Source organism: Collinsella sp. LCP21S3_A9, assembly GCF_052118785.1.
Taxonomy (GTDB): Bacteria; Actinomycetota; Coriobacteriia; order Coriobacteriales; family Coriobacteriaceae; genus Collinsella.
Genome location: NZ_JBQKGN010000006.1, coordinates 84529 through 104127 on the forward strand (window position 1 = coordinate 84529; position 19599 = coordinate 104127).

The following is a 19599-nucleotide window of genomic DNA, read 5'->3' on the forward strand; positions in this document are numbered from 1 at the left end:
GTCCCATGGCCTCATCCGCCCCGCACGGCCTGCGCTCCGACCATGTCGTTACCGTCGGCATCGCCCTGTTCTCGATGCTCTTTGGCGCCGGCAACCTCATTATTCCGCCGCTGTTGGCGCTGCAGGCAGGCTCTGCCACGCCGCTCGCCATGCTCGGCTTTCTGATTGCCGCCATCGGCCTGCCCGTCATGGGCTTTATCGCCGTGGCGCTTGCCGGAACGGCGCGCGAGCTGGCCGGGCGTGTGCATCCTAAGTTTGGTGAATTCTTCGTTGCGGCGGTGTATCTAGCCATCGGCCCGTGCCTGGCTATTCCGCGCACGAGCTCCACGGCCTTCGAGATGCTGGTGCCGCTGCTGCCCGAGGGCGTCTCGCTCGGCACAACTCGCCTGGTGTTTGCCGTTGGCTTCTTCGTCGTCGCGTTTGCGCTCACGCTGCGTCCGGGCGTTATCACGCGCGTGCTCGGTCGCATTACGGGACCCGCGCTCATTGCGCTCATCGTGCTGGTCGTGGGTGCCGCCGTGGTCTCGCCGTTGGGTCCCGCTGGCGCGCCGCAGGCTCCCTACGATGCAGGCGCTGCCGTGCAGGGCTTTTTGACCGGCTACCAGACCATGGACCTGCTTGCGTCGCTCGCCTTTGGCATTATCATCGCCGAGACCATCCACGAGCTGGGCGTGACCGATGACAAGCGCGTGGCCTTCGAGATCTCGCGTTCTGGTGTGATCGCCGGCGTGCTCATGGCCATCATCTACTGCGGCCTGGCGCTTGCCGGCATGCAGCTCGGCACGGTTGTGCCCGATGCCACCAACGGTGCCGCCATCCTTGCCCGTTCTGCCTCCATGCACTTTGGTCTTGCCGGCACGGTCGTGGTCTTTGCAATCTTTTTCCTCGCCTGCATGAACGTGTGCATCGGCCTCATCAGCTGCTGCTCGCGCTACTTCTGCGAGACGTATGTGGTCGAAGGGGGAGCGGAGGCTTCCGAGGAGGCCATGCGCCGTCCCTTCGCGGTTTTCGCCTTTGTGTTCGCGGCGTTTTCGTGCGTGCTCTCCAACGTGGGCCTCGACGCGATTCTCATGTTCTCGGTGCCCATGCTCAACGCCTTGTATCCCGTTGCCATCGTGCTGGTGCTTATGGGCCTGGTGCACGGTTTTTGCGATGCGCATCCGCGGGTGTGGGTTTGGGTCGGCGGCGTCGTCGCGGTGCAGAGCGTGATCACCTCGGTCCGCGACGCGTTTTTTGCGGGCGCGTGGCTGCCATTCGATGCGCTGCCGTTTGCAGACATTGGAGCCGCGTGGGCGCCGGCCGCCGTTGTGGCGTTTGTGATTGGCCTGCTCCATAGCCAGTTTGTCACACATTCGAGGAGCTAGGGTATCGTCGCTTGCACAAGCGGGAAGTCTCCCCTATAATTTCCTTCGCTTTGGGACACGCAAGGTTTAGACCTTAGCTGCTCAACACCTTCGGGACGTGGCGCAGTTTGGTAGCGCGCCTGCTTTGGGAGCAGGATGTCGCAGGTTCAAATCCTGTCGTCCCGACCATATCTTGCGGGCGTAGTTCAATGGTAGAACCCCAGCCTTCCAAGCTGATGACGCGGGTTCGATTCCCGTCGCCCGCTCCATAGGATAGTTTTAACGGCTTTGGCTCTATTTGGTGCCAGAGCCGTTTTCATAAGCGTGCCGGGCGACGGGAATCGAACCCGGCAGGGTGCGAAGCTGAGAAAATGCGTGAGCATTTTCCAGCGCAGCACGCAAGGGCCAATGGCCCGCATCGAAACAAGGGTTTGCAAAGCAAACCCTTGGACTTCCCGTCGCCCGCTCTATAAGATTGATGAATGGCTCTGCTTCCTTTTGGAAGCAGAGCATTTTCATATACCTGCCGTGGACCCCACATCCCCTCCTAAGTTGCGGTGAAATACGGACTGTTTTCCGGCTTTTATGGCCCATGTAGTCCGTATTTCACCGAAACTTGCACCTGAGCTTCAGGTTGAGATTGCTCGGCCAGGAAACGCCGGCTATTATCTGGCAGATTATGGTTGGCACGTGCCGTCGCTACTCGAGGCCTGCGATGCGCTGCTCGACGAGCGCGGTTTTCGCGGGTCGGCCAAGGCCGGCATCTTGGTGTTCGACGACGACTTTGGCCTGCATGCCCAGCAGGTGGCTCCATCCGCTCGCTCGACAAGCGCGATGTGGCCCGCAAGTCGATGTTCACCACGCATTCGCTCCCTTTGTCGATTCTGATCGAAGAAATCGAGCAATCGTGCGATGATATCGTCTTCATAGGGATTCAGCCGGGCGACGCGGAGTTCTACAACCCCATGTCCCCGGAAGTCTTTGACGCCGTTGACGCCGTGTACGACGCCGTGGCCGCCAACGACTTTTCCCACTTTGTCCGCTTGGGACAGGAGCTGTAGCAGCGCTTGTCCCTGGTGATTAGGAAAGAAGTGATTGACATGGCAGATTCCAAGGTGGAGTACCCTGCTCCCGATTGCCTGGCGCCCGCCGCGATCGAGGCCAAGACCGAGGCCGCCGGCGTGACCAAGGCTAACCTGCCGGTCGCTCAGGCCTTTCTGTTGGCAATGTTCGCCGGTGCGTTTATCGCCTTCGGCGGTCTGTTCTTTACGGTGTTTTTGAGCGACAGCACGCTGGGCTGGGGTGCCCAGCGCGTCGTGGGCGGCCTGTGCTTTTGCCTGGGCCTGGTGCTGGTGCTGGTGTGTGGCGCCGAGTTGTTCACCGGTAATTCGCTTATGGTCTGCGCTCTCAAGAGCAAAAAGATCACCCTGGTCCAGATGCTCAAGGCTTGGGTCGTCGTGTGGCTTGGCAACTTTGCCGGTGCCCTGTTCATCGTCTTTTTGGTGTACATGGCCGGCGTTTACAAGCTCAACGGCGAGGCGGTCGCCAATTCCATGGTGAGTGTCGCCGCCGGCAAGGTGACGATCGACTGGCTGACGATCTTCTTCCGCGGCATCCTGTGTAACATCTTTGTGTGCCTGGCCGTGTGGATCGGTACTGCCGGCAAGACCGTGGTCGATAAGGTCGTGGGCATTCTGCTGCCCATCGCCGCCTTTGTGGCCTGCGGTTTTGAGCACTGCGTTGCCAATATGTATTTTTTGCCCATGGGTGCCGTGATGCACGCGTGCGGCTATGGTGCCGACGTCGCCGGCGCCGATGCGCTCAACGCCGCGGGCATTGCGTTTAACCTGTCCGCCGCCACGTTGGGCAACATCGTGGGCGGTGCGGTTCTGGTCGCGCTCGGATACTGGTTTATCTACGCCAAGAAGTCTGAGGCGTAGGGTACCGTCTGTTTGACGTTGGACCTCCCGCGGGGCGTCGCCGTGCGAGGATAATAGCGATTGATTGACTCAGCCGATCGAATCGGCTGATAGTTTGACGTTCGAACGATTGATTCACCTTTGGTTTTGAAAGGCCGCACATGAGCGATAGCCAGAACATGTCCGATGAGGTTCGCGCCCGCCTGCGCGCCATTCCCTCCGTCAACGAGCTGCTCGCCGAGTGGCCGGTAGTTAAGGCGGCGGGGGAGACCTGCGACGCGGTGGTGCATGCCGCCGTCACGGCCGAGCTCGACGAGGAACGCGCCGCCATTCGCGCCGGTGCCGCCCCGCGCTCTAAGCGCGACCTGGCCTCGGCGATCGAGTGGCGTGCGCACCGCTCCGCGCTGCCGAGCCTGCGCCCTGCCGTCAACGCCACGGGCGTGGTCATCCATACCAACTTGGGCCGCGCCCCGCTCGCGGAGTCGGCGGCAAAGGCCGTGGCCGAGGTTGCGCGCGGGTACAGTACGCTCGAGTACAGCGTGGACACCTGCTCGCGCGGGTCGCGCAAGGAACACGCCGCGCAGCTGATCCGCTCGCTCACCGGCGCCGAGGACGCGCTTGTGGTCAACAACAACGCCGCCGCGGTGCTGCTGGTGCTGGCGACCCATGCCGCAGGCAAGGAGGTCATCGTTAGCCGCGGCGAGCTTGTCGAGATCGGCGGCAGCTTTCGCATCCCCGATGTCATGGCGTCTTCGGGCGCCAAGCTCGTCGAGGTCGGCGCCACCAACCGCACGCACCTAGCAGATTATGAGCAAGCCATCACGCCCGATACGGCCATGATTCTCAAGGTCCATCCTTCCAACTATCGCATCGAGGGCTTTCACGAGGAAGTGAGCTCTCGGGAGCTTGCGGCGCTTGCTCACAAGCACGGCCTGCTGTTCTATGAGGACCAGGGGTCGGGCGCGCTCCTGCCCGATGACATCCTGGTGCGCGGTGGCGAGGAACCCACGCCGGCTTCGGTCGCGGCGGGGCTCGATATCGTGTCGTGCTCGGGCGATAAGCTGCTGGGCGCGGCGCAGGCGGGCATCATCATGGGCCGTCGCGATCTGGTCCAGGCCTGCGGCGCACATCCGCTCATGCGCGCTCTGCGTCCGGGCAAACTGGCTCTGTCGGCGCTCGAGGCCACGCTGCGCATTTACATGGACGGGGCGGATGCGGCCCATCGCGAGGTGCCGGTGCTCAACATGCTTACGCTGCCGCAGGCCCATTTGGAGCGACGTGCCCGCAAGCTGCGCGATCGTATGGTCGCCGGGCTCGATAAGGCCGGTTGCCCGTGCGCCGTTCAGGTGGAGATCGTCGAGGAATCGTCGACCCCCGGTGGCGGCTCGCTGCCTACCATGGAGCTGCCCACGATGTGCGTTGCCGTGCGTCTTGTTGACGCGCGCCTGACGGTCGATGCGCTCAAGCGCTCGCTTGTCCAGGACTTCGACACGCCGGTCGTCACGCGAACCTCGCACGATCGCATTTTGTTTGACGTCCGTACGCTCGTGGGCGACCGCGACATCGAGACGGCGGCGTCGACGCTTGCCGCATGCGTTGAGAAGGCGCTTGCTCGATGAGTGAGGTCCAGGCGCTGGTGGAGTGTCCCGTTATCGTTGGCACGGCGGGCCACGTCGACCACGGTAAGTCGGCATTGATCGAGGCACTGACCGGCAAGAATCCCGACCGTCTGGAGGTTGAGCGTCGTCGAGGTATGACCGCTGAGCTTGGCTTTGGCGAGCTGGCGCTGCCGAGTGGCAAGATTGTCGGCCTGGTCGACGTGCCTGGCCATGCCCACTACCTGCGCGCCATGGTGCAGGGCGCCACGGGTATCGACGTGGCCGTGCTGGTGGTTTCGGCCGTCGAGGGCGTGATGCCGCAGACCCGCGAGCACGTGCATGTGCTGGAGCTGCTGGGCGTTACGCATATGGTGGTCGCGCTGACGATGTGCGACCTGGCCGATGCCGAGATGACCGAGCTTGCCGAGCTCGATGTCGATGTTTTTTTGTCGGGTACCGTGTTTGCGGGCGCGCCGATTGTGCCCGTGTCGTCCAAGACGGGCGAGGGGATTGACGGGCTGCTTGCGGTGCTCGACGAGCAGGTAAGTGCCTGCTGGGATGCTTGCCGCGACCGTTCCGATCGGAGCGATGCCGCGTCTCGCCTGCCGATTGACCGCTGCTTTACGATCAAGGGTGTCGGCACCGTCGTTACGGGAACGCTGCACGATGCACCGGTTGCTGTGGGCGACGAGCTGATGGCTTTGCCGTCGCGTACGGTCTGTCGTGTGCGCGGGATTCAGGTGCATGGCGATACGCTGCGCGCGCTGCCTGGGCAACGCGTGGCGCTCAACCTGGTCGGTGACGGTGTCGCGGCGCTTGACCGTGGTGAGATGCTGGGCGTGGCGGGTCGCTTTGGTCAGACGTTGCGCTTTATGATGACGTTTACCTACCTGGGCCGCGAGGGCGCCAAGCCGCGCGTGCTCGAGTCGGGCGCGCGCGTGCACGTGATGGCCGGCACGGCCGAGGTCATCGGCCGCGTCATGCTTTTGGAGGGCGAGGCCCCCATGGCGGTGGGCGAGACCCGTACCGTGCAGGTGCGCCTGGAGGAGCCATTGCCGCTGCGCGCCGGAGACCATGCCGTGGTGCTGTCGTATTCGCCCGTTATGCTCATCGGCGGCGGGCGTGTGCTGCTTTCGCGCTGCCGTCGCTCGCGCGAGCTTTCGGCCGGCGAGCGTGCGCTGTTTGCGGCGCTTGAAGCCGGCGATGCCGTTGCTAGCGTAGACGCGTGGCTGGCGCTGCAGGCGCTGCCGGTTGCGGCGGCTGATGTTGCCGAGGCGCTCGATCTTGTTGCCGGTGAGGCTGAGGCAGCACTGGGCGAGTTGGTGGCGCGAGGTGTTGTTTGCGAGCTTGCCGGCTCGGGCGGCACGTTGTATGCGAATGGCGCCGTGCTCGATGCCGCCATGGACGTGCTGGCGGCGACCCTGTCTGCCATGCACGCGGCGGCTCCCAAGGAGACGGGTTTTACGCCCGGCGCCGTTGCCCATGCTGCGTGGCCTGCCGCCGATGAAGGCGTTGCCGCGGCTCTGATTGCCGAGGGCTGCTCGCGTGGCGTGTGCGCCGCCGAGGGCACCGAGGTGTTCGACCCGCACTCCGCTGCTGCCGCGGCGCGTGTGGTGCGCGAGGCGTGTGAGCGCATTGTGGCGCTGCTCGACGGGGCCGGCATCGATGCGCCGACGCTGCCCGAGGTGGGTGAGCGACTGCAGCTCGACCGCGACACCATGACGCGCGCCCTGCGCGAGCTTTCGCTCAACCGCTCGATCGTTAAGGTCGAGCGCGACGTTGCCCTGTCTGCCATCTCGGAAGCCCATGCGCGCGAGCTTGTCGCCGCTGCCATTGAGGCAGCCGGCGGCGCTGCCACCACGAGCGTGCTGCGCGAGGCGCTGGGCGTGTCGCGCAAACGTGCCATCAGCATCTTGGAGCACCTGGATGCCGTGCGCTTTACGGTGCTCGACAAGGAAGCCGGCGGCCTGAGGTCCCTGCGCTAGACTGGCTGCTCGGTTTGGTAAAATACCGCCGCACTTGGGAACGGATGGGCTCCGGTGGGCTCCGCGGTCCTCAAAACCGTTGCGAGGCGTGCAAAACGTCTTGGATGTGTTCGATTCACATACGTTCCCGCCACACGCCACCAGCGCTTTTGTGCTCGCGGTCTTGCTGCGTGCCGCAAAGGCGCTGTTTTGTTTTTATGCGGGTCCGCCGTGTCGTCTGTCTTGCCGCCGGTGTGCCCGGGCGCATCATGTGTCCCCAATGTGGTGGTTTGGAACATGTGGACGAAACAGCTTCGAAACACGCGATTTGTACGTCGGGTGCTCAAAAACGCTTCTACCTGCATCGTAATCAAAACGAAACATCTGCTCGTCGGCTTATGCGAAACTTTGCTGCAACAGTGCGATATTATCCATACACGATAAAGTTCGCGGCGCATAGGGTGCCGTGACCGACATTTTCGTTTCCCATCATTGGAGGAAGCATGAGCTACACGCAGAAAGTTCTCGAAGAGCTCAAGGCCCGCTATCCCGAGCAGCCTGAGTTCATCCAGGCCGCGACCGAGATCCTCGGCACCATCCAGCCGGCGCTCGACGCCCACCCCGAGTACGAGGAGGCCGCCCTGCTGGAGCGCCTCGTCGAGCCCGAGCGCATCGTCATGTTCCGTGTTCCCTGGGTCGACGATCAGGGCAAGGTTCAGGTCAACCGCGGTTACCGCGTCGAGTTCAACTCTGCCATTGGACCCTACAAGGGCGGCCTGCGCTTTAACCCGACGGTCACCCTGGGTATGCTCAAGTTCCTGGGTCTGGAGCAGATCCTCAAGAACAGCCTGACCACCCTTCCCATGGGCGGCGGCAAGGGCGGCTCCGACTTTGACCCCAAGGGCAAGTCCAACAACGAGATCATGCACTTCTGCCAGTCCTTCATGACCGAGCTCTATCGCCACATTGGCCCCAACACCGACGTTCCCGCCGGCGACCTGGGCGTTGGCGGCCGCGAGGTTGCCTACATGTTCGGTCAGTACAAGCGCCTGACCAACGAGTGGACCGGCGTCCTTACCGGCAAGGGCCTCTCCTTTGGCGGCTCGCTCGCCCGTACCGAGGCCACCGGTTACGGTCTGGTCTACTTTGTGGACGAGTACCTCAAGAGCCGCGGCGACTCCTTCGAGGGCAAGAACGTTGTCGTTCACGGCTCCGGTAACGTCGCCATCTACGCGGTCCAGAAGGTCGCCCAGCTCGGCGGCAAGGTGCTCGCCTGCTCCGATACCCACGGCTGGGTCGAGGATCCCGACGGCATCGACTACACCGTGCTCGAGCACGTCTACAACAAGAAGCGCTCCGGCCACGACAAGGGCGTCACGCTCGCCATGTATGTTGACGAGAAGCCCAACGCCGTGTGGCACGAGGGCGACGGCCGCGGCGTGTGGCAGCTGCCCTGCGACATCGCGCTGCCCTGCGCTCGCGAGAACACGCTGCTGCTCGAGGACGCCCAGGCGCTCGTCGCCAACGGCTGCAAGGTGGTCGGCGAGGGCGCGAACATGCCCACGACCATCGAGGCCACGACTTACTTCCAGGAGAACGGCGTCGCCTTTATGCCCGGTAAGGCTGCCAACGCCGGCGGCGTGCTCGTGTCCGGCCTGGAGATGAGCCAGAACGCCGAGCACCTGTCCTGGACCTTCGAGGAGGTCGACGGCAAGCTCGAGCAGCTCATGCGCGGCATGTTCCACAACGTGGACGACACCGCCAAGGAGTACGGCCAGGAGGGCAACTTTGTCATGGGCGCCAACATCGCCGGCTTCCTGAAGGTCGCCGACGCCATGCTCGCCCAGGGTGTCTGTTAGATCTTCGCTTGACATAGCATGTGATGAGGCTCCCAGCCATCAAGCTGGGAGCCTTTTTCTATGGTGGCGAGGGCTGTGCGCCCTCGTTTGGTACACTTAGAGATACTGGACAAGTGAGGAGATGGGGGAGAACGTGCTCAAGTTCGGTACCTACGTTCGCGTTGGAAACGCGGCCGAAGCCTATGAGCTCTTACAGAAGAACCGCAACAACAAGATTGTGGGCGGCGGCATCTGGATGCGCCTGGGTTCGCGTCGCGTGGCGACGGCGATTGACCTTTCGGCCTGCGGACTCGATCAGATCGAGGAGACCGAGACCGAGTTTCGCATCGGTGCCATGTGCACCCTGCGCCAGCTCGAGCGCCATGCCGAGCTCAACGCGCTTGTCAGCCATGTCTTTGAGTTCGCCGTCCACGATATCGTGGGCGTGCAGCTGCGCAACACCGCCACGGTGGGCGGCAGCATCTACGGTCGCTTTGGTTTCTCGGACGTGCTCTCGGCCTTTTTGGCGCTCGATTCGTACGTTGAGCTGACGGGGGCCGGCCGCGTGCCGCTCGCCGAGTTCGTGGATATGGGCTACGTGCGCGACGTGATCGAGCACGTGGTGGTCGTTAAGCACGATTACCGCGCAAGCTACGAGGCCGTGCGCAAGGCCGCGACCGACTTCCCCTCCTTAAACGTCACCGCCGCCTGGTGGGACAACAGCTGGCATGTCACCGTGGGCGCCCGCCCGCTGCGCGCGACCCTGCTGCAGGGCGAGGCATGTGGCCTGGTGAGCGAGCAGCCTTCCGAGGACGAGCTGCGCGCCCTGGCCGCGTCCGTACGCGCGCTGAGCTACGGCACCAACCTGTGGGGCTCAGCCGACTATCGCCGTTGCATCTCGGCGCCGCTTGCCGTGCAGGCCGTGCGTCGCGCCGCCGGCATCGAGCTTTCGGCCTCGCTTGCCCGCGAGCTCGAGGGCGTGCAAGTGCCTAAGTTTGCCACGGACGAGTATTCCTGCCGCCGCGTGCCCGGCGTCGATTCTAGCGAGGTGCGCTAATGGCTGCCAAACTCATCGATCTTTCCTTTACGCTCAACGGCCGCAAGGTCAAGGTTCAGATTGCCCCCGACACCATGCTCTTTGCGCTGCTGCGCGAGCAGGGCTGCGCGTCGGTGCGCTGCGCCTGCGAAACCACCAACTGCGGCCTGTGCACGGTGTGGCTCGACGGCGACCCGGTGCTGAGCTGCTCGGTTCCCGCTGCGCGCGTCGAGGGCCGCTCCGTCACCACGCTCGAGGGCCTCAAGGCCGAGTCCGAGGCGCTCGCCCACGCAATGGCTGCCGAAGGCGCCGAGCAGTGCGGTTTTTGCGCCCCCGGCCTCATCATGAACGTGCTGGCGCTTGCCCGCGCCGCCAAGGAGGACCCGAGCCTCGTCGCCACGCGCGAGGAGCTCTCGCGCCAGCTCGCCGGCAACCTCTGCCGTTGCAGCGGCTACGAGAGCCAGCTGCGCGCCATCGTCCGCTTCCTTAACGAGTCCGGCGTGCAGGTGGGCTTTGAGATGCCCGAGCTTCCGGTCAACGACACCAGCTGCGATGGCGTCTCGTACAAGCAGATCACCCATAAGCAGCCCAAGAAGGACTCGAAGGCCCTGCTCGAGGGGCGTCCCGTCTACACAGGAGACCTGGTGCCCGCCGGCGCCCTTATCGTCAAGCTCAAGCGCAGCCCGTATGCCCGTGCCAAGATCCGCTCCATCGATACGTCGCGCGCCCTGAAGGTGCCCGGCGTCGTGGGCGTCTACACCTACGAGGACGTGCCCAAGCGCCGCTTTACCATCGCCGGCCAGAGCTATCCGCAGCCGAGCCCCTACGACCGCCTGATCCTCGAGAACCTGGTGCGCTACCAAAACGAGGAGGTGGCGATCGTCGCCGCCGAGACCGAGGAGGCCGCCGACAAGGCACTCAAGCTCATCAAGGTCGACTACGAGGTGCTCGAGCCCCTGCTCGACTTTACCCAGGCGCTCGATAACGACATCGTGGTCCACCCCGAGGGCGACGTGACCTTTATGTTCCCGCAGGGCGGCGACGTTGCTCGCAACCTGGTGTGCAGCGGTACCAGCGATTTTGGCGACCTGGACGAGGCCTTCGCCCAGAGCGACATCGTCTTTGAGCGCACCTACACCAGCCAGGCCACGCAGACCGCGCCCATGGAGACCTTCCGTGCCTTCGCGACGACCGACGCGTTCGGCCGCATCTCGGTGACCACCTCCACGCAGGTGCCCTTCCATGTGCGCCGCATGGTCGCGCAGTCGCTCGACATTCCGCAGTCGCAGGTGCAGGTTATTAAGCCGCGCATCGGCGGCGGCTTTGGCTCCAAGCAGACGGGCTGCTGCGAGATCTTCGTGGCGTTCGTGACGCAGCAGACTGGCCGTCCGAGCTATTGCTGCTACACCCGCGAGGAGACCATCACCGCGGGCAACTCGCGTCACCAGATGCAGATGACCGTCAAGCTGGGCGCCATGAACGACGGCACCATCACGGCCATCGACCTGCACACGTTGTCCAACGCCGGCGCGTATGGCGAACATGCCACCACGACGATCGGCCTCTCGGGTCACAAGAGCCTGCCCATCTACAACCACGTGAAGGCGAGCCGCTTTAGGTGGGACGCCGTCTACACCAACACCAACCGCGGCGGTGCGTATCGCGGCTACGGCGCCACCCAGGGCCAGTTTGCCGTGGAGAGCGCCGTCAACGAGCTCGCCGACATGCTGCACATGGATCCCGCCGACCTGCGTCTTAAGAACATCGTGCGCGAGGGCGAGATTATGCCGCAGTACTACAACGAAAAGCTCAACGCCTGCGCGCTCGACCGCTGCCTGCTGCGTGCGATGGACATGATCGGCTGGCGCGACAAGCCGCTGGCCGTGGACCTGGGCGACCGCGTGCGTGCTCTGGGCTGCGCTCTCACCATGCAGGGCTCGGGCATCTCCAACGTGGATATCGGCGGCATTGACATGCGCCTGGAAGAGGACGGCTTCATTACCATCGGCACCGGCGCCACCGATAACGGCATGGGTGTCGACACGATCCTGGCGCAGATTGCCGCCGAGGAGCTGGGCGTGGAGAGCTCGCTTATCGTGGTGCGCGGCGTGGACACCGACGTCTCGCCGTTCGATGCCGGCTCGTACGCGAGCTCGGGCACGTACGTGACGGGCCTGGCAGCCAAGAATGCCGCGACCGAGCTGCGCGAGAAGATCTGCGCCAAGGCCGCCCAGATGTGGGACGTGGACGCCGCCGACGTGGTCTTCGACGGCCAGTACGTGCGTCTGTCTGACGAGCGCGCCGCTCGCGAGTGCGGCCGTTACCTCACGCTGCGCGACTTTGCCAACCTGTGCGTCAAGAACATCGCGGGCGGCGACGCGCTCACCTCGCATGCTTCTGCCTGCCTGCCCGTTTCGCCTCCGCCGTTTATGGCCGGCATTGCCGAGGTCGAGGTCGACAAGGCCACCGGCAAGGTGACTGTGGTGGACTATGCGGCGGCTGTGGACTGCGGCACCGTGATCAACGAGGCGCTCGCGCGCGTCCAGGCCGAGGGCGGCATTGCTCAGGGCATCGGTCACGCGCTCTACGAGATTGTCGAGCACGACGACCGCGGCCGCCTGCGCACCGGTAACTTTATGAGCTACAAGCTGCCCACGCGCCTGGATATCGGCAGCATTCGCGTGGCCTTTGAGCCGAGCTACGAGCCGACGGGCCCGTTTGGCGCCAAGTCGATCGGCGAGGTCGTCATCAACACACCGCTCGCCGCCGTTGCCTCGGCCGTGGCGCACGCCACCGGCCACCAGGTTCGCTCGCTGCCGATCACGCCCGAGAAGGCCCTGCTGGGGGAGTAGGCGAGGAGTCGCTGTCGACGCTCTTTGCCTAGCCCGGGGAAACCGCAGCCCACTTTTCAACCGAATTGTGGGCTGCGGGAGATAGCCGATGGGGGTAGCTAATTTGGGACGGGGCTTTTTTAGCTACCCCCACAAGCGGGGTAGCTAAAAAAGCCCCGTCCCAAATTAGCTACCCTGTTCCGCTGTAACTCGTGGTGAGGTCGTGGGCCTAAAAAGGTGTGCGTGCGCTTGCCGTTCGTATCTGCTATCATTCCTAGTCTGTGCGCTCATGCGGGCGTGGCGGAATTGGTAGACGCGCCAGATTTAGGTTCTGGTGGGATTCCCGTGAAGGTTCGAGTCCTTTCGCCCGCACCAACGCACCTGCGTCGGCCTCGGCCGTCGCGACACTTTGTTGCATAAAGGTACCAGCACCTCAGATAAGCTGGGCAGTATGAGGAGGAACGTGTTGAACATCACCGCTTCTGACGTCAAGGACGCCAAGCTCACCGCTACGGTCACCATCCCGGCCGCCGACGTCGACGCCGCGATCAAGAAGGCCTACAAGGACACCGCCAAGAAGTACCGCTTCCCGGGCTTCCGTGCCGGCAAGGCTCCCCGTCCGGTCATCGACGCTGCTCTTGGCGCCGAGGCCACCCTCGCTCAGGCCACCAACGATCTGATCGCCGCCAACGAGCCCGCCGTCCTCAACGAGCTGGACATCGTCCCCACCAAGAACGGTGACTACAAGGAGCTCGACCTCGCCAAGGATCACGAGGACTACACCTACACCGTCGAGTTCTCTCTGCGTCCTGCCGCCGAGCTCTCCTCCTACGACGCCGTCGAGATCGAGATGCCTCCCGCGGAGGTCACCGAGTCCGAGATCAACAACCAGGTCGAGATGCTCCTCAACTACCGTGCCACCTTCGAGGACGTCGAGGATCGTGCCGTCGAGGCCGAGGACTACGTTACCGTCGACCTCAAGGCCGTCGAGAACGCCGACAACTTCGCTGCCGAGGGCCGCATGCTCATTGCCGGTAGCGACAGCAACCCCAAGGAGTTCAACGAGGCTCTGATCGGTGCTAACGTCGACGACGTCAAGACCGTCACCTGGACCGACGAGGTCGAGGAGGGCGAGGAGGCCGAGACCCACACCGTCGAGGTCACCGTCAAGGGCATCAAGGTCCGCAACACCCCCGAGCTCACCGACGAGCTCGTCAAGTCCGACTTTGGCTTCGACAGCATCGACGCTATGCGCGACGCCATCAAGCTCGAGATCGAGCAGGACAAGGCTTCCCGCCTTCCGGCCGAGAAGGAGAACCGTTGCGTCGCCGCTCTCGCCGAGCGTCTGCAGCTCGAGGAGATGGACGCCGACTACGAGCAGTCTGTCTTTGAGGAGCTTGGCCAGAACTTCCTGTCCAACCTCGCTGCCCGCGGCATGACGCTGGACACCTGGCTGCCCGCTTCCGGCCTGACCATGGAGCAGTTCATCGGCGACCTGCACAAGCAGGCCAACGACGTTGCCCGCGAGTCCCTGGCGCTCGACGCCCTCGCCCGTGAGCTCAAGATCGAGGTCACCGAGGACGACGTCAACGCCGAGTTCGAGAAGGCCGGCGTCAAGGACGTCGAGGCTTCCAAGGCCGAGTTCATCGCCGATGGACGCATGCCTGCCGTCCGCGAGTCCATCCGTCGCTCCAAGGCCGTCGACCACCTGGTCGAGAACGCCAAGGTGACCGAGGTCGACGAGACCGCCAAGGACGCCGAGTAATTCTCGCCACCTTTCCCGCGAGCGCATGCAGGCGCCCGTGATGGGGTAAAGTTATAAACCGGTCATTCGGTTGCTTCGTACGGTGCCAGCCAATGCATAGCATGCGGGCACCGTACGTTTATCTAGAACCAATTTGGTCCGCAAGAGAGAAATGGAGATGCGTATGATCGCTAAGTTCGATTCCGCCCTCGTGCCATACGTTATCGAGCAGACGCCGCGCGGCGAGCGCAGCTACGATATCTATTCGCGCCTGCTCAACGACCGCATCATCTTCTTGGGCGAGGAGATCAACTCCGTCAGCGCCAACCTGGTCGTTGCCCAGCTGCTGCATCTTGAGAGCCAGGATGCCGAGAAGGATATCTCGCTCTACATCAATTCGCCCGGTGGCGAGGTCTACTCCGGCCTGGCGATTCTGGATACCATGAACTTTATCAAGCCGCAGGTCTCCACCATTTGCGTCGGTATGGCCGCGTCTATGGCCGCCGTGCTGCTTTCGGCCGGCGCCAAGGGCAAGCGCTTCTGCCTGCCGCACTCCAAGGTCATGATTCACCAGCCCAGTGGCGGTGCCCAGGGTCAGCAGACCGAGATCGAGATCGTGGCCGAGGAGATCAAGAAGACCCGTCGCGAGCTCAACCAGATCTTGTCCGACGCCTCGGGCCAGCCGATCGAGAAGGTCCAGGCCGATACCGAGCGCGACAACTACCTGACCGCTGCCGAGGCGCTTGACTACGGCCTGATCGACCGTATTGTCACCTCGCGCGATCTTGCCGCGAAGGACGCCTAGGATGGCCGGTAACATGCAGGACAACTTTGACGAGAACGGCAACCCCATCCGCTGCTCCTTCTGCGGAAAAGAGCAGGGTCAGGTGCGCCGCCTTGTAAAGGGCCCTACCAACATCTTTATCTGCGACGAGTGCGTTGCCGCCTGCTCCGAGATCTTGGAGGAGTCGCTGGCTTCGGACTTTATGGATGCTGCTTGCAACGGCAAGCTGCCGGGCTTCCTCAACGACCACGGTCAGGCTGCCGGGCAGCCTGCCATGGATCCCGAGGCCGAGGGCTTTGAGCTCGAGGACGACGTACGTCAGGTCATCACGCACGTGCCGACCCCGCACGAGATCTATGACGAGCTTTCGGCCTATGTCATGGGTCAGGAAGACGCCAAGCGCGCCATGTCGGTTGCCGTGTACAACCACTACCGTCGCGTGATCGAGGGTGGCGCCGCGCTTTCGGCCTTTGACGAGGCCTCGGGTGTGGGTTCGCGGCTCGACGACGATATGGACGAGGTGGAGCTCGCCAAGTCCAACATCTTGCTGCTCGGTCCCACCGGTACCGGTAAGACCTTGCTCGCCCAGACGCTCGCGCGCATCCTCGAGGTGCCGTTTGCCATCGCCGACGCCACCGCACTCACCGAGGCCGGTTACGTGGGCGAGGACGTGGAGAACATCCTGCTCAAGCTCATCAATGCTGCCGATGGCGATATCGAGCGTGCGCAGGTCGGCATCATCTACGTGGACGAGATCGACAAGATCGCCCGCAAGGCCGAGAACCTCTCCATCACCCGCGACGTTTCGGGCGAGGGCGTTCAGCAGGCGCTGCTTAAGATCCTTGAGGGCACGGTGGCAAGCGTTCCGCCCACCGGCGGCCGCAAGCACCCCCAGCAGGAGCTGCTGCAGATCGACACGACCAATATCTTGTTTATCTGCGGCGGTGCCTTTGTGGGTCTGGACAAGATTATCGCCGATCGCGTGGGCAACAAGGGCGTGGGCTTTAACTCCGAGATCGCCGGCCCCACCTCGGTCGACGAGAACGACCTGCTGCGTCAGGTGCTCCCGCAGGACCTCAACGCCTTTGGTATGATCCCCGAGTTTGTGGGACGTACGCCCGTCGTCACCCAGACACAGGCGCTCGACGAGGACGACCTGGTGTCGATCCTGACCGAGCCAAAGAACGCCGTTGTGCGTCAGTACCGCAAGATGTTCCAGCTCGAGGACGTTGAACTTGAGTTTGAGGACGCCGCCCTGCACGAGATTGCCCGCATGGCGCTTGCCCGCAAGACCGGCGCCCGCGGCCTGCGCTCCATCTGCGAGGACGTGCTGCAGCAGACGATGTTCGACCTGCCGAGCGAGGAAGGAGTCGCCAAGGTCATCGTGACCGAAGCCTCCGTAAAGGGCACCGAACAGCCCCAGCGCATCTACGGGTAAACCTGCCAAAAAGGGACAGGTTTATTTTGGCAGGTTTTATCAGGGAGAATGACGTTTGCCCATATAAAACCGACCAAAATAAACCTGTCCCTAAATGGTAGGTTTCGCAAATGTGAATTTGAATAGCCTCCGACCACCCGCGGTCGGAGGCTATTTTATATATACGCAATAACCCCAACTACCTGTGTTATTCTGTTTGTTTGTTTAAGCCTCAGCGAAGTCATTACAGACTGAAGTAATCGATACCTAAGGGGAGGAATGCAGACCCTGGCGGGCCTACATTCCTCCCCGGTGGGACGGGAGAGATATATGGAAGAGATGCCCAAAAACTACGATCCGTCGACCAACGAGCCGGCGATCCTGCAGAAGTGGCTCGACGGCGGCTACTACAAGCGCCGCGAGGGCGTGGGCGACTGCACTGTCACCATTCCGCCTCCCAACGTGACCGGCAAGCTCCACATGGGTCACGCCACCGACGACTCCATCCAGGATGCCATCATCCGCATGGCCCGCATGCGCGGCAGGTCCACCCGCTGGGTGCTCGGTACCGACCACGCCGGTATCGCCACGCAGACCAAGGTCGACAAGAAGCTCAAGAGCGAGGGCATCAGCCGCCTGGAGATCGGCCGCGATAAGTTTGTCGACGCCTGCTGGGATTGGACCCACGAGTACGGCGGCATCATCGTCGAGCAGATCAAGCGTATGGGCTGCTCCGTCGACTTTGATAACGAGCGCTTTACCATGGACGAGGACTACGCCCAGGCCGTGCGCAAGGTGTTCTGCGACTGGTACCACGACGGCCTGATCTACCGCGGCAAGCGCATCGTCAACTGGTGCCCCAACTGCACCACCGCCATCTCGGACGACGAGGCCGAGTACAAGGACGAGAAGGGTCACCTGTGGCACCTGCGCTACCCGCTGACCGAGCCGGTCAACGGCCAGGACTACATCGTCGTCGCCACTACGCGCCCCGAGACCATGCTCGGCGACACGGGCGTGGCCGTCTCCCCGAAGGACCCCGAGAAGGCCGCCTTTGTGGGTAAGACCGTCAAGCTCCCCATCGTCGACCGCGAGATCCCCATCTTTGAGGATTGGCATGTCGACGCCAACTTTGGCTCCGGCTTTGTCAAGGTCACCCCGGCCCACGACCCCAACGACTACGCCATGGGTCAGGCCCACGACTTGCCGCAGATCAACATCTTTGACGAGCATGCGGTGGTCGTCGAGGGCTACGGCGAGTTTACCGGCATGACCCGCGAGGAGTGCCGCGAGGCCGTCATCAAGTGGTTTGAGGAGCACGACCTGCTCGATCACGTCGAGGATCACGATCACTCCGTCATGCACTGCTACCGTTGCGACTCCGCACTGGAGCCGTGGCTGTCCGAGCAGTGGTTTGTGGCCGTCGACAAGCTCAAGGGGCCGGCGCTCGACGCCGTCAACTCCGGCAAGGTGACCTTCCACCCCGCGCGTTGGACGCAGACCTATACCACCTGGATGGAGAACCTCAAGGACTGGTGCATCAGCCGCCAGCTGTGGTGGGGCCACCGTATTCCCGTGTTCTACTGCGAGGACTGCGGCTGGGAGGATGCCCTTACCGAGGACACCGACGTGTGCCCTAAGTGCGGCGGTCATCACGTGCATCAGGACGAGAACGTGCTGGACACCTGGTTCAGCTCGCAGCTGTGGACTTTCGCCACGCAGGGCTGGCCGCAAAAGCCGGAGCTACTCGAGGGACATCACCCCACCACGGCACTCGTCACCGCGCGCGACATCATCGCGCTGTGGGTCGCCCGCATGGTCATGAGCTCGCTGTACTTCCTGGACGAGGTGCCGTTTAAGGATGTCGTCATCTACCCGACGATTCTTGCCAAGGACGGCAGCCGCATGTCCAAGTCCAAGGGCAACGGCGTTGACCCCATGGACCTCATTGGCATGTACGGTGCCGACGCCATGCGCTTCAACCTGCTGACGCTCTGCACCAACAACCAGGATGTCAAGTTTGACGCGAACATCGATAAGAAGACCAAGAAGCTTATCGACAGCCCGCGTACCGAGCAGGCCAAGTCGTTTGTGACCAAGATCTGGAACGCCAGCCGCTTCCTGCTTATGAACATGGAGGGCTACACGCCCGGCGAGCCTGTCGTAGAGACGCCGGCCGACGCCTGGATGTTCAGTCGTCTGGCTAAGGCCGTCAAGATGGTCACCGAGGGCATCGAGAACTACACCTTTGGCGACATGGCCCGCGGTGTTCAGCAGTTCTTCTGGAACGAGGTCTGCGACTGGTACGTCGAAGTCACCAAGGCGCGCCTAAAGGGCGAGGGCCGTCTGCAGGCGCAGCGAAACCTGATCTTTGTGCTCGATACCTCTATTCGCCTGATGCACCCGCTCATGCCGTTTGTCACCGAGGAGATCTGGGACAACATGCCGGCGAGCGTGCTCGACCTGGACGCCGAGGGCAACGTGGACCGCGCCGAGGCGCTCATGATCGCCAAGTGGCCCGAGCCTGCCGACTACGTCAAGTATGTCGACGAGGACGCCGAGCGCGCGTTTGAGCTGTGTCGCACCGTTGTTTCTGCCGCCCGTGCCACGCGTTCGCGTTATCGCTTGAGCCCCAAGGCCGAGCTCGACGTGGTCGTGCGTGCCGGTGTCGAGGACATCGAGAAGCTCGAGAGCCTGCGCTCGACCATCGAGCCGCTGGCCAATACCGCCTCGCTGGTCATGGGTACCGATGTTGAGAAGCCGGCTGCGAGCATCGCCGTGGTCGACAGCGGCGTCGAGGTCTTTGTGGTGCTCGAGGGCAAGGTTGACCTTTCGGCCGAGAAGGCACGTCTGGAGAAGGAGATTGCCGCGGCCCAGAAGGAGCTCGCCGGCTGCGAGAAGACGCTCGCCAACGAGGGCTTTGTGGCCAAGGCCGCGCCCGCGGTGGTCCAGAAGAAGAGGGACCGTGCAGCTGAGCTCAAGGAGATCCTGGAGGCGCTGACTGCTCAGGTTGCTGACTTCTCGTAGGCGTTACTGGGGGATGCGGTTTGGGGCATTGCTCGCTACTGCGGACACCTATTCCGCCGTTCTAACGAACGGCGGCTGACTCGACGCTGCAAACGCCT

Annotated in this window: 12 protein-coding genes and 4 tRNA genes; all 16 read left to right on the forward strand. The window is 63.2% G+C overall.

Annotated features, from left to right (window positions below):
* The first annotated feature begins 5 nt into the window (after window positions 1–5).
* Window positions 6–1364, forward strand: coding sequence for a branched-chain amino acid transport system II carrier protein (brnQ, locus tag ACTQ05_RS03945; protein ID WP_441538016.1), 1359 nt, complete (start codon window positions 6–8; stop codon window positions 1362–1364).
* Window positions 1365–1455: 91 nt separating this feature from the next.
* A tRNA-Pro gene (locus tag ACTQ05_RS03950) sits at window positions 1456–1532 on the forward strand.
* A 6-nt stretch (window positions 1533–1538) separates the two neighbouring features.
* Window positions 1539–1612 (forward strand) — tRNA-Gly (locus ACTQ05_RS03955).
* A gap of 414 nt (window positions 1613–2026) precedes the next feature.
* Complete coding sequence (locus tag ACTQ05_RS03960; RefSeq protein ID WP_441538017.1) at window positions 2027–2404, forward strand: hypothetical protein; 378 nt, start codon at window positions 2027–2029, stop codon at window positions 2402–2404.
* 39 nt (window positions 2405–2443) lie between these two features.
* The gene (locus tag ACTQ05_RS03965) at window positions 2444–3283 is read left to right on the forward strand and encodes a formate/nitrite transporter family protein (RefSeq protein WP_441068074.1); all 840 of its coding nucleotides are present in this window, start codon (window positions 2444–2446) and stop codon (window positions 3281–3283) included.
* 140 nt (window positions 3284–3423) lie between these two features.
* Window positions 3424–4881: an L-seryl-tRNA(Sec) selenium transferase gene (gene selA / locus ACTQ05_RS03970; RefSeq protein WP_441538019.1), complete on the forward strand. Its 1458-nt coding sequence runs from the start codon at window positions 3424–3426 to the stop codon at window positions 4879–4881.
* Window positions 4878–6845 (forward strand): selenocysteine-specific translation elongation factor, encoded by a 1968-nt coding sequence (selB, locus tag ACTQ05_RS03975; RefSeq protein ID WP_441538021.1) that lies wholly within the window; start codon window positions 4878–4880, stop codon window positions 6843–6845. Before selA ends, selB begins: the two co-directional genes overlap by 4 nt.
* A 36-nt stretch (window positions 6846–6881) precedes the next feature.
* Window positions 6882–6978 (forward strand) — tRNA-Sec (locus tag ACTQ05_RS03980).
* A gap of 349 nt (window positions 6979–7327) precedes the next feature.
* Window positions 7328–8683: an NADP-specific glutamate dehydrogenase gene (gene gdhA / locus ACTQ05_RS03985; RefSeq protein WP_154515369.1), complete on the forward strand. Its 1356-nt coding sequence runs from the start codon at window positions 7328–7330 to the stop codon at window positions 8681–8683.
* 121 nt (window positions 8684–8804) lie between these two features.
* Window positions 8805–9719, forward strand: a complete 915-nt coding sequence (locus ACTQ05_RS03990; RefSeq protein WP_441538023.1) for an FAD binding domain-containing protein — start codon at window positions 8805–8807, stop codon at window positions 9717–9719.
* Complete coding sequence (locus ACTQ05_RS03995; protein ID WP_441056156.1) at window positions 9719–12550, forward strand: molybdopterin-dependent oxidoreductase; 2832 nt, start codon at window positions 9719–9721, stop codon at window positions 12548–12550. Before ACTQ05_RS03990 ends, ACTQ05_RS03995 begins: the two co-directional genes overlap by 1 nt.
* A gap of 270 nt (window positions 12551–12820) precedes the next feature.
* Window positions 12821–12904, forward strand: a tRNA-Leu gene (locus ACTQ05_RS04000).
* An 88-nt stretch (window positions 12905–12992) separates the two neighbouring features.
* Window positions 12993–14294 (forward strand): trigger factor, encoded by a 1302-nt coding sequence (gene tig, locus ACTQ05_RS04005; protein ID WP_441068066.1) that lies wholly within the window; start codon window positions 12993–12995, stop codon window positions 14292–14294.
* Between the two features lie 163 nt (window positions 14295–14457).
* Entirely contained in the window at window positions 14458–15078 is a 621-nt protein-coding gene (locus ACTQ05_RS04010; RefSeq protein WP_022095182.1) for an ATP-dependent Clp protease proteolytic subunit, read from the forward strand.
* Window position 15079: 1 nt separating this feature from the next.
* The gene (gene clpX / locus ACTQ05_RS04015) at window positions 15080–16495 is read left to right on the forward strand and encodes an ATP-dependent Clp protease ATP-binding subunit ClpX (RefSeq protein ID WP_441538025.1); all 1416 of its coding nucleotides are present in this window, start codon (window positions 15080–15082) and stop codon (window positions 16493–16495) included.
* 309 nt (window positions 16496–16804) lie between these two features.
* Window positions 16805–19501: a valine--tRNA ligase gene (locus tag ACTQ05_RS04020; protein ID WP_427747297.1), complete on the forward strand. Its 2697-nt coding sequence runs from the start codon at window positions 16805–16807 to the stop codon at window positions 19499–19501.
* Window positions 19502–19599 lie beyond the last annotated feature (98 nt).

Excerpts from the sequence above, each read along its gene's own strand:
- ACTQ05_RS04010 (WP_022095182.1), top strand. The coding sequence starts at position 14,458 with ATGATCGCTAAGTTCGATTCCGCCCTCGTGCCATACGTTATCGAGCAG.
- ACTQ05_RS03965 (WP_441068074.1), top strand. The coding sequence starts at position 2,444 with ATGGCAGATTCCAAGGTGGAGTACCCTGCTCCCGATTGCCTGGCGCCC.
- clpX (WP_441538025.1), top strand. The coding sequence starts at position 15,080 with ATGGCCGGTAACATGCAGGACAACTTTGACGAGAACGGCAACCCCATC.
- ACTQ05_RS04020 (WP_427747297.1), top strand. The coding sequence starts at position 16,805 with ATGGAAGAGATGCCCAAAAACTACGATCCGTCGACCAACGAGCCGGCG.
- ACTQ05_RS03995 (WP_441056156.1), top strand. The coding sequence starts at position 9,719 with ATGGCTGCCAAACTCATCGATCTTTCCTTTACGCTCAACGGCCGCAAG.
- selB (WP_441538021.1), top strand. The coding sequence starts at position 4,878 with ATGAGTGAGGTCCAGGCGCTGGTGGAGTGTCCCGTTATCGTTGGCACG.
- selA (WP_441538019.1), top strand. The coding sequence starts at position 3,424 with ATGAGCGATAGCCAGAACATGTCCGATGAGGTTCGCGCCCGCCTGCGC.
- gdhA (WP_154515369.1), top strand. The coding sequence starts at position 7,328 with ATGAGCTACACGCAGAAAGTTCTCGAAGAGCTCAAGGCCCGCTATCCC.
- brnQ (WP_441538016.1), top strand. The coding sequence starts at position 6 with ATGGCCTCATCCGCCCCGCACGGCCTGCGCTCCGACCATGTCGTTACC.
- ACTQ05_RS03990 (WP_441538023.1), top strand. The coding sequence starts at position 8,805 with ATGGGGGAGAACGTGCTCAAGTTCGGTACCTACGTTCGCGTTGGAAAC.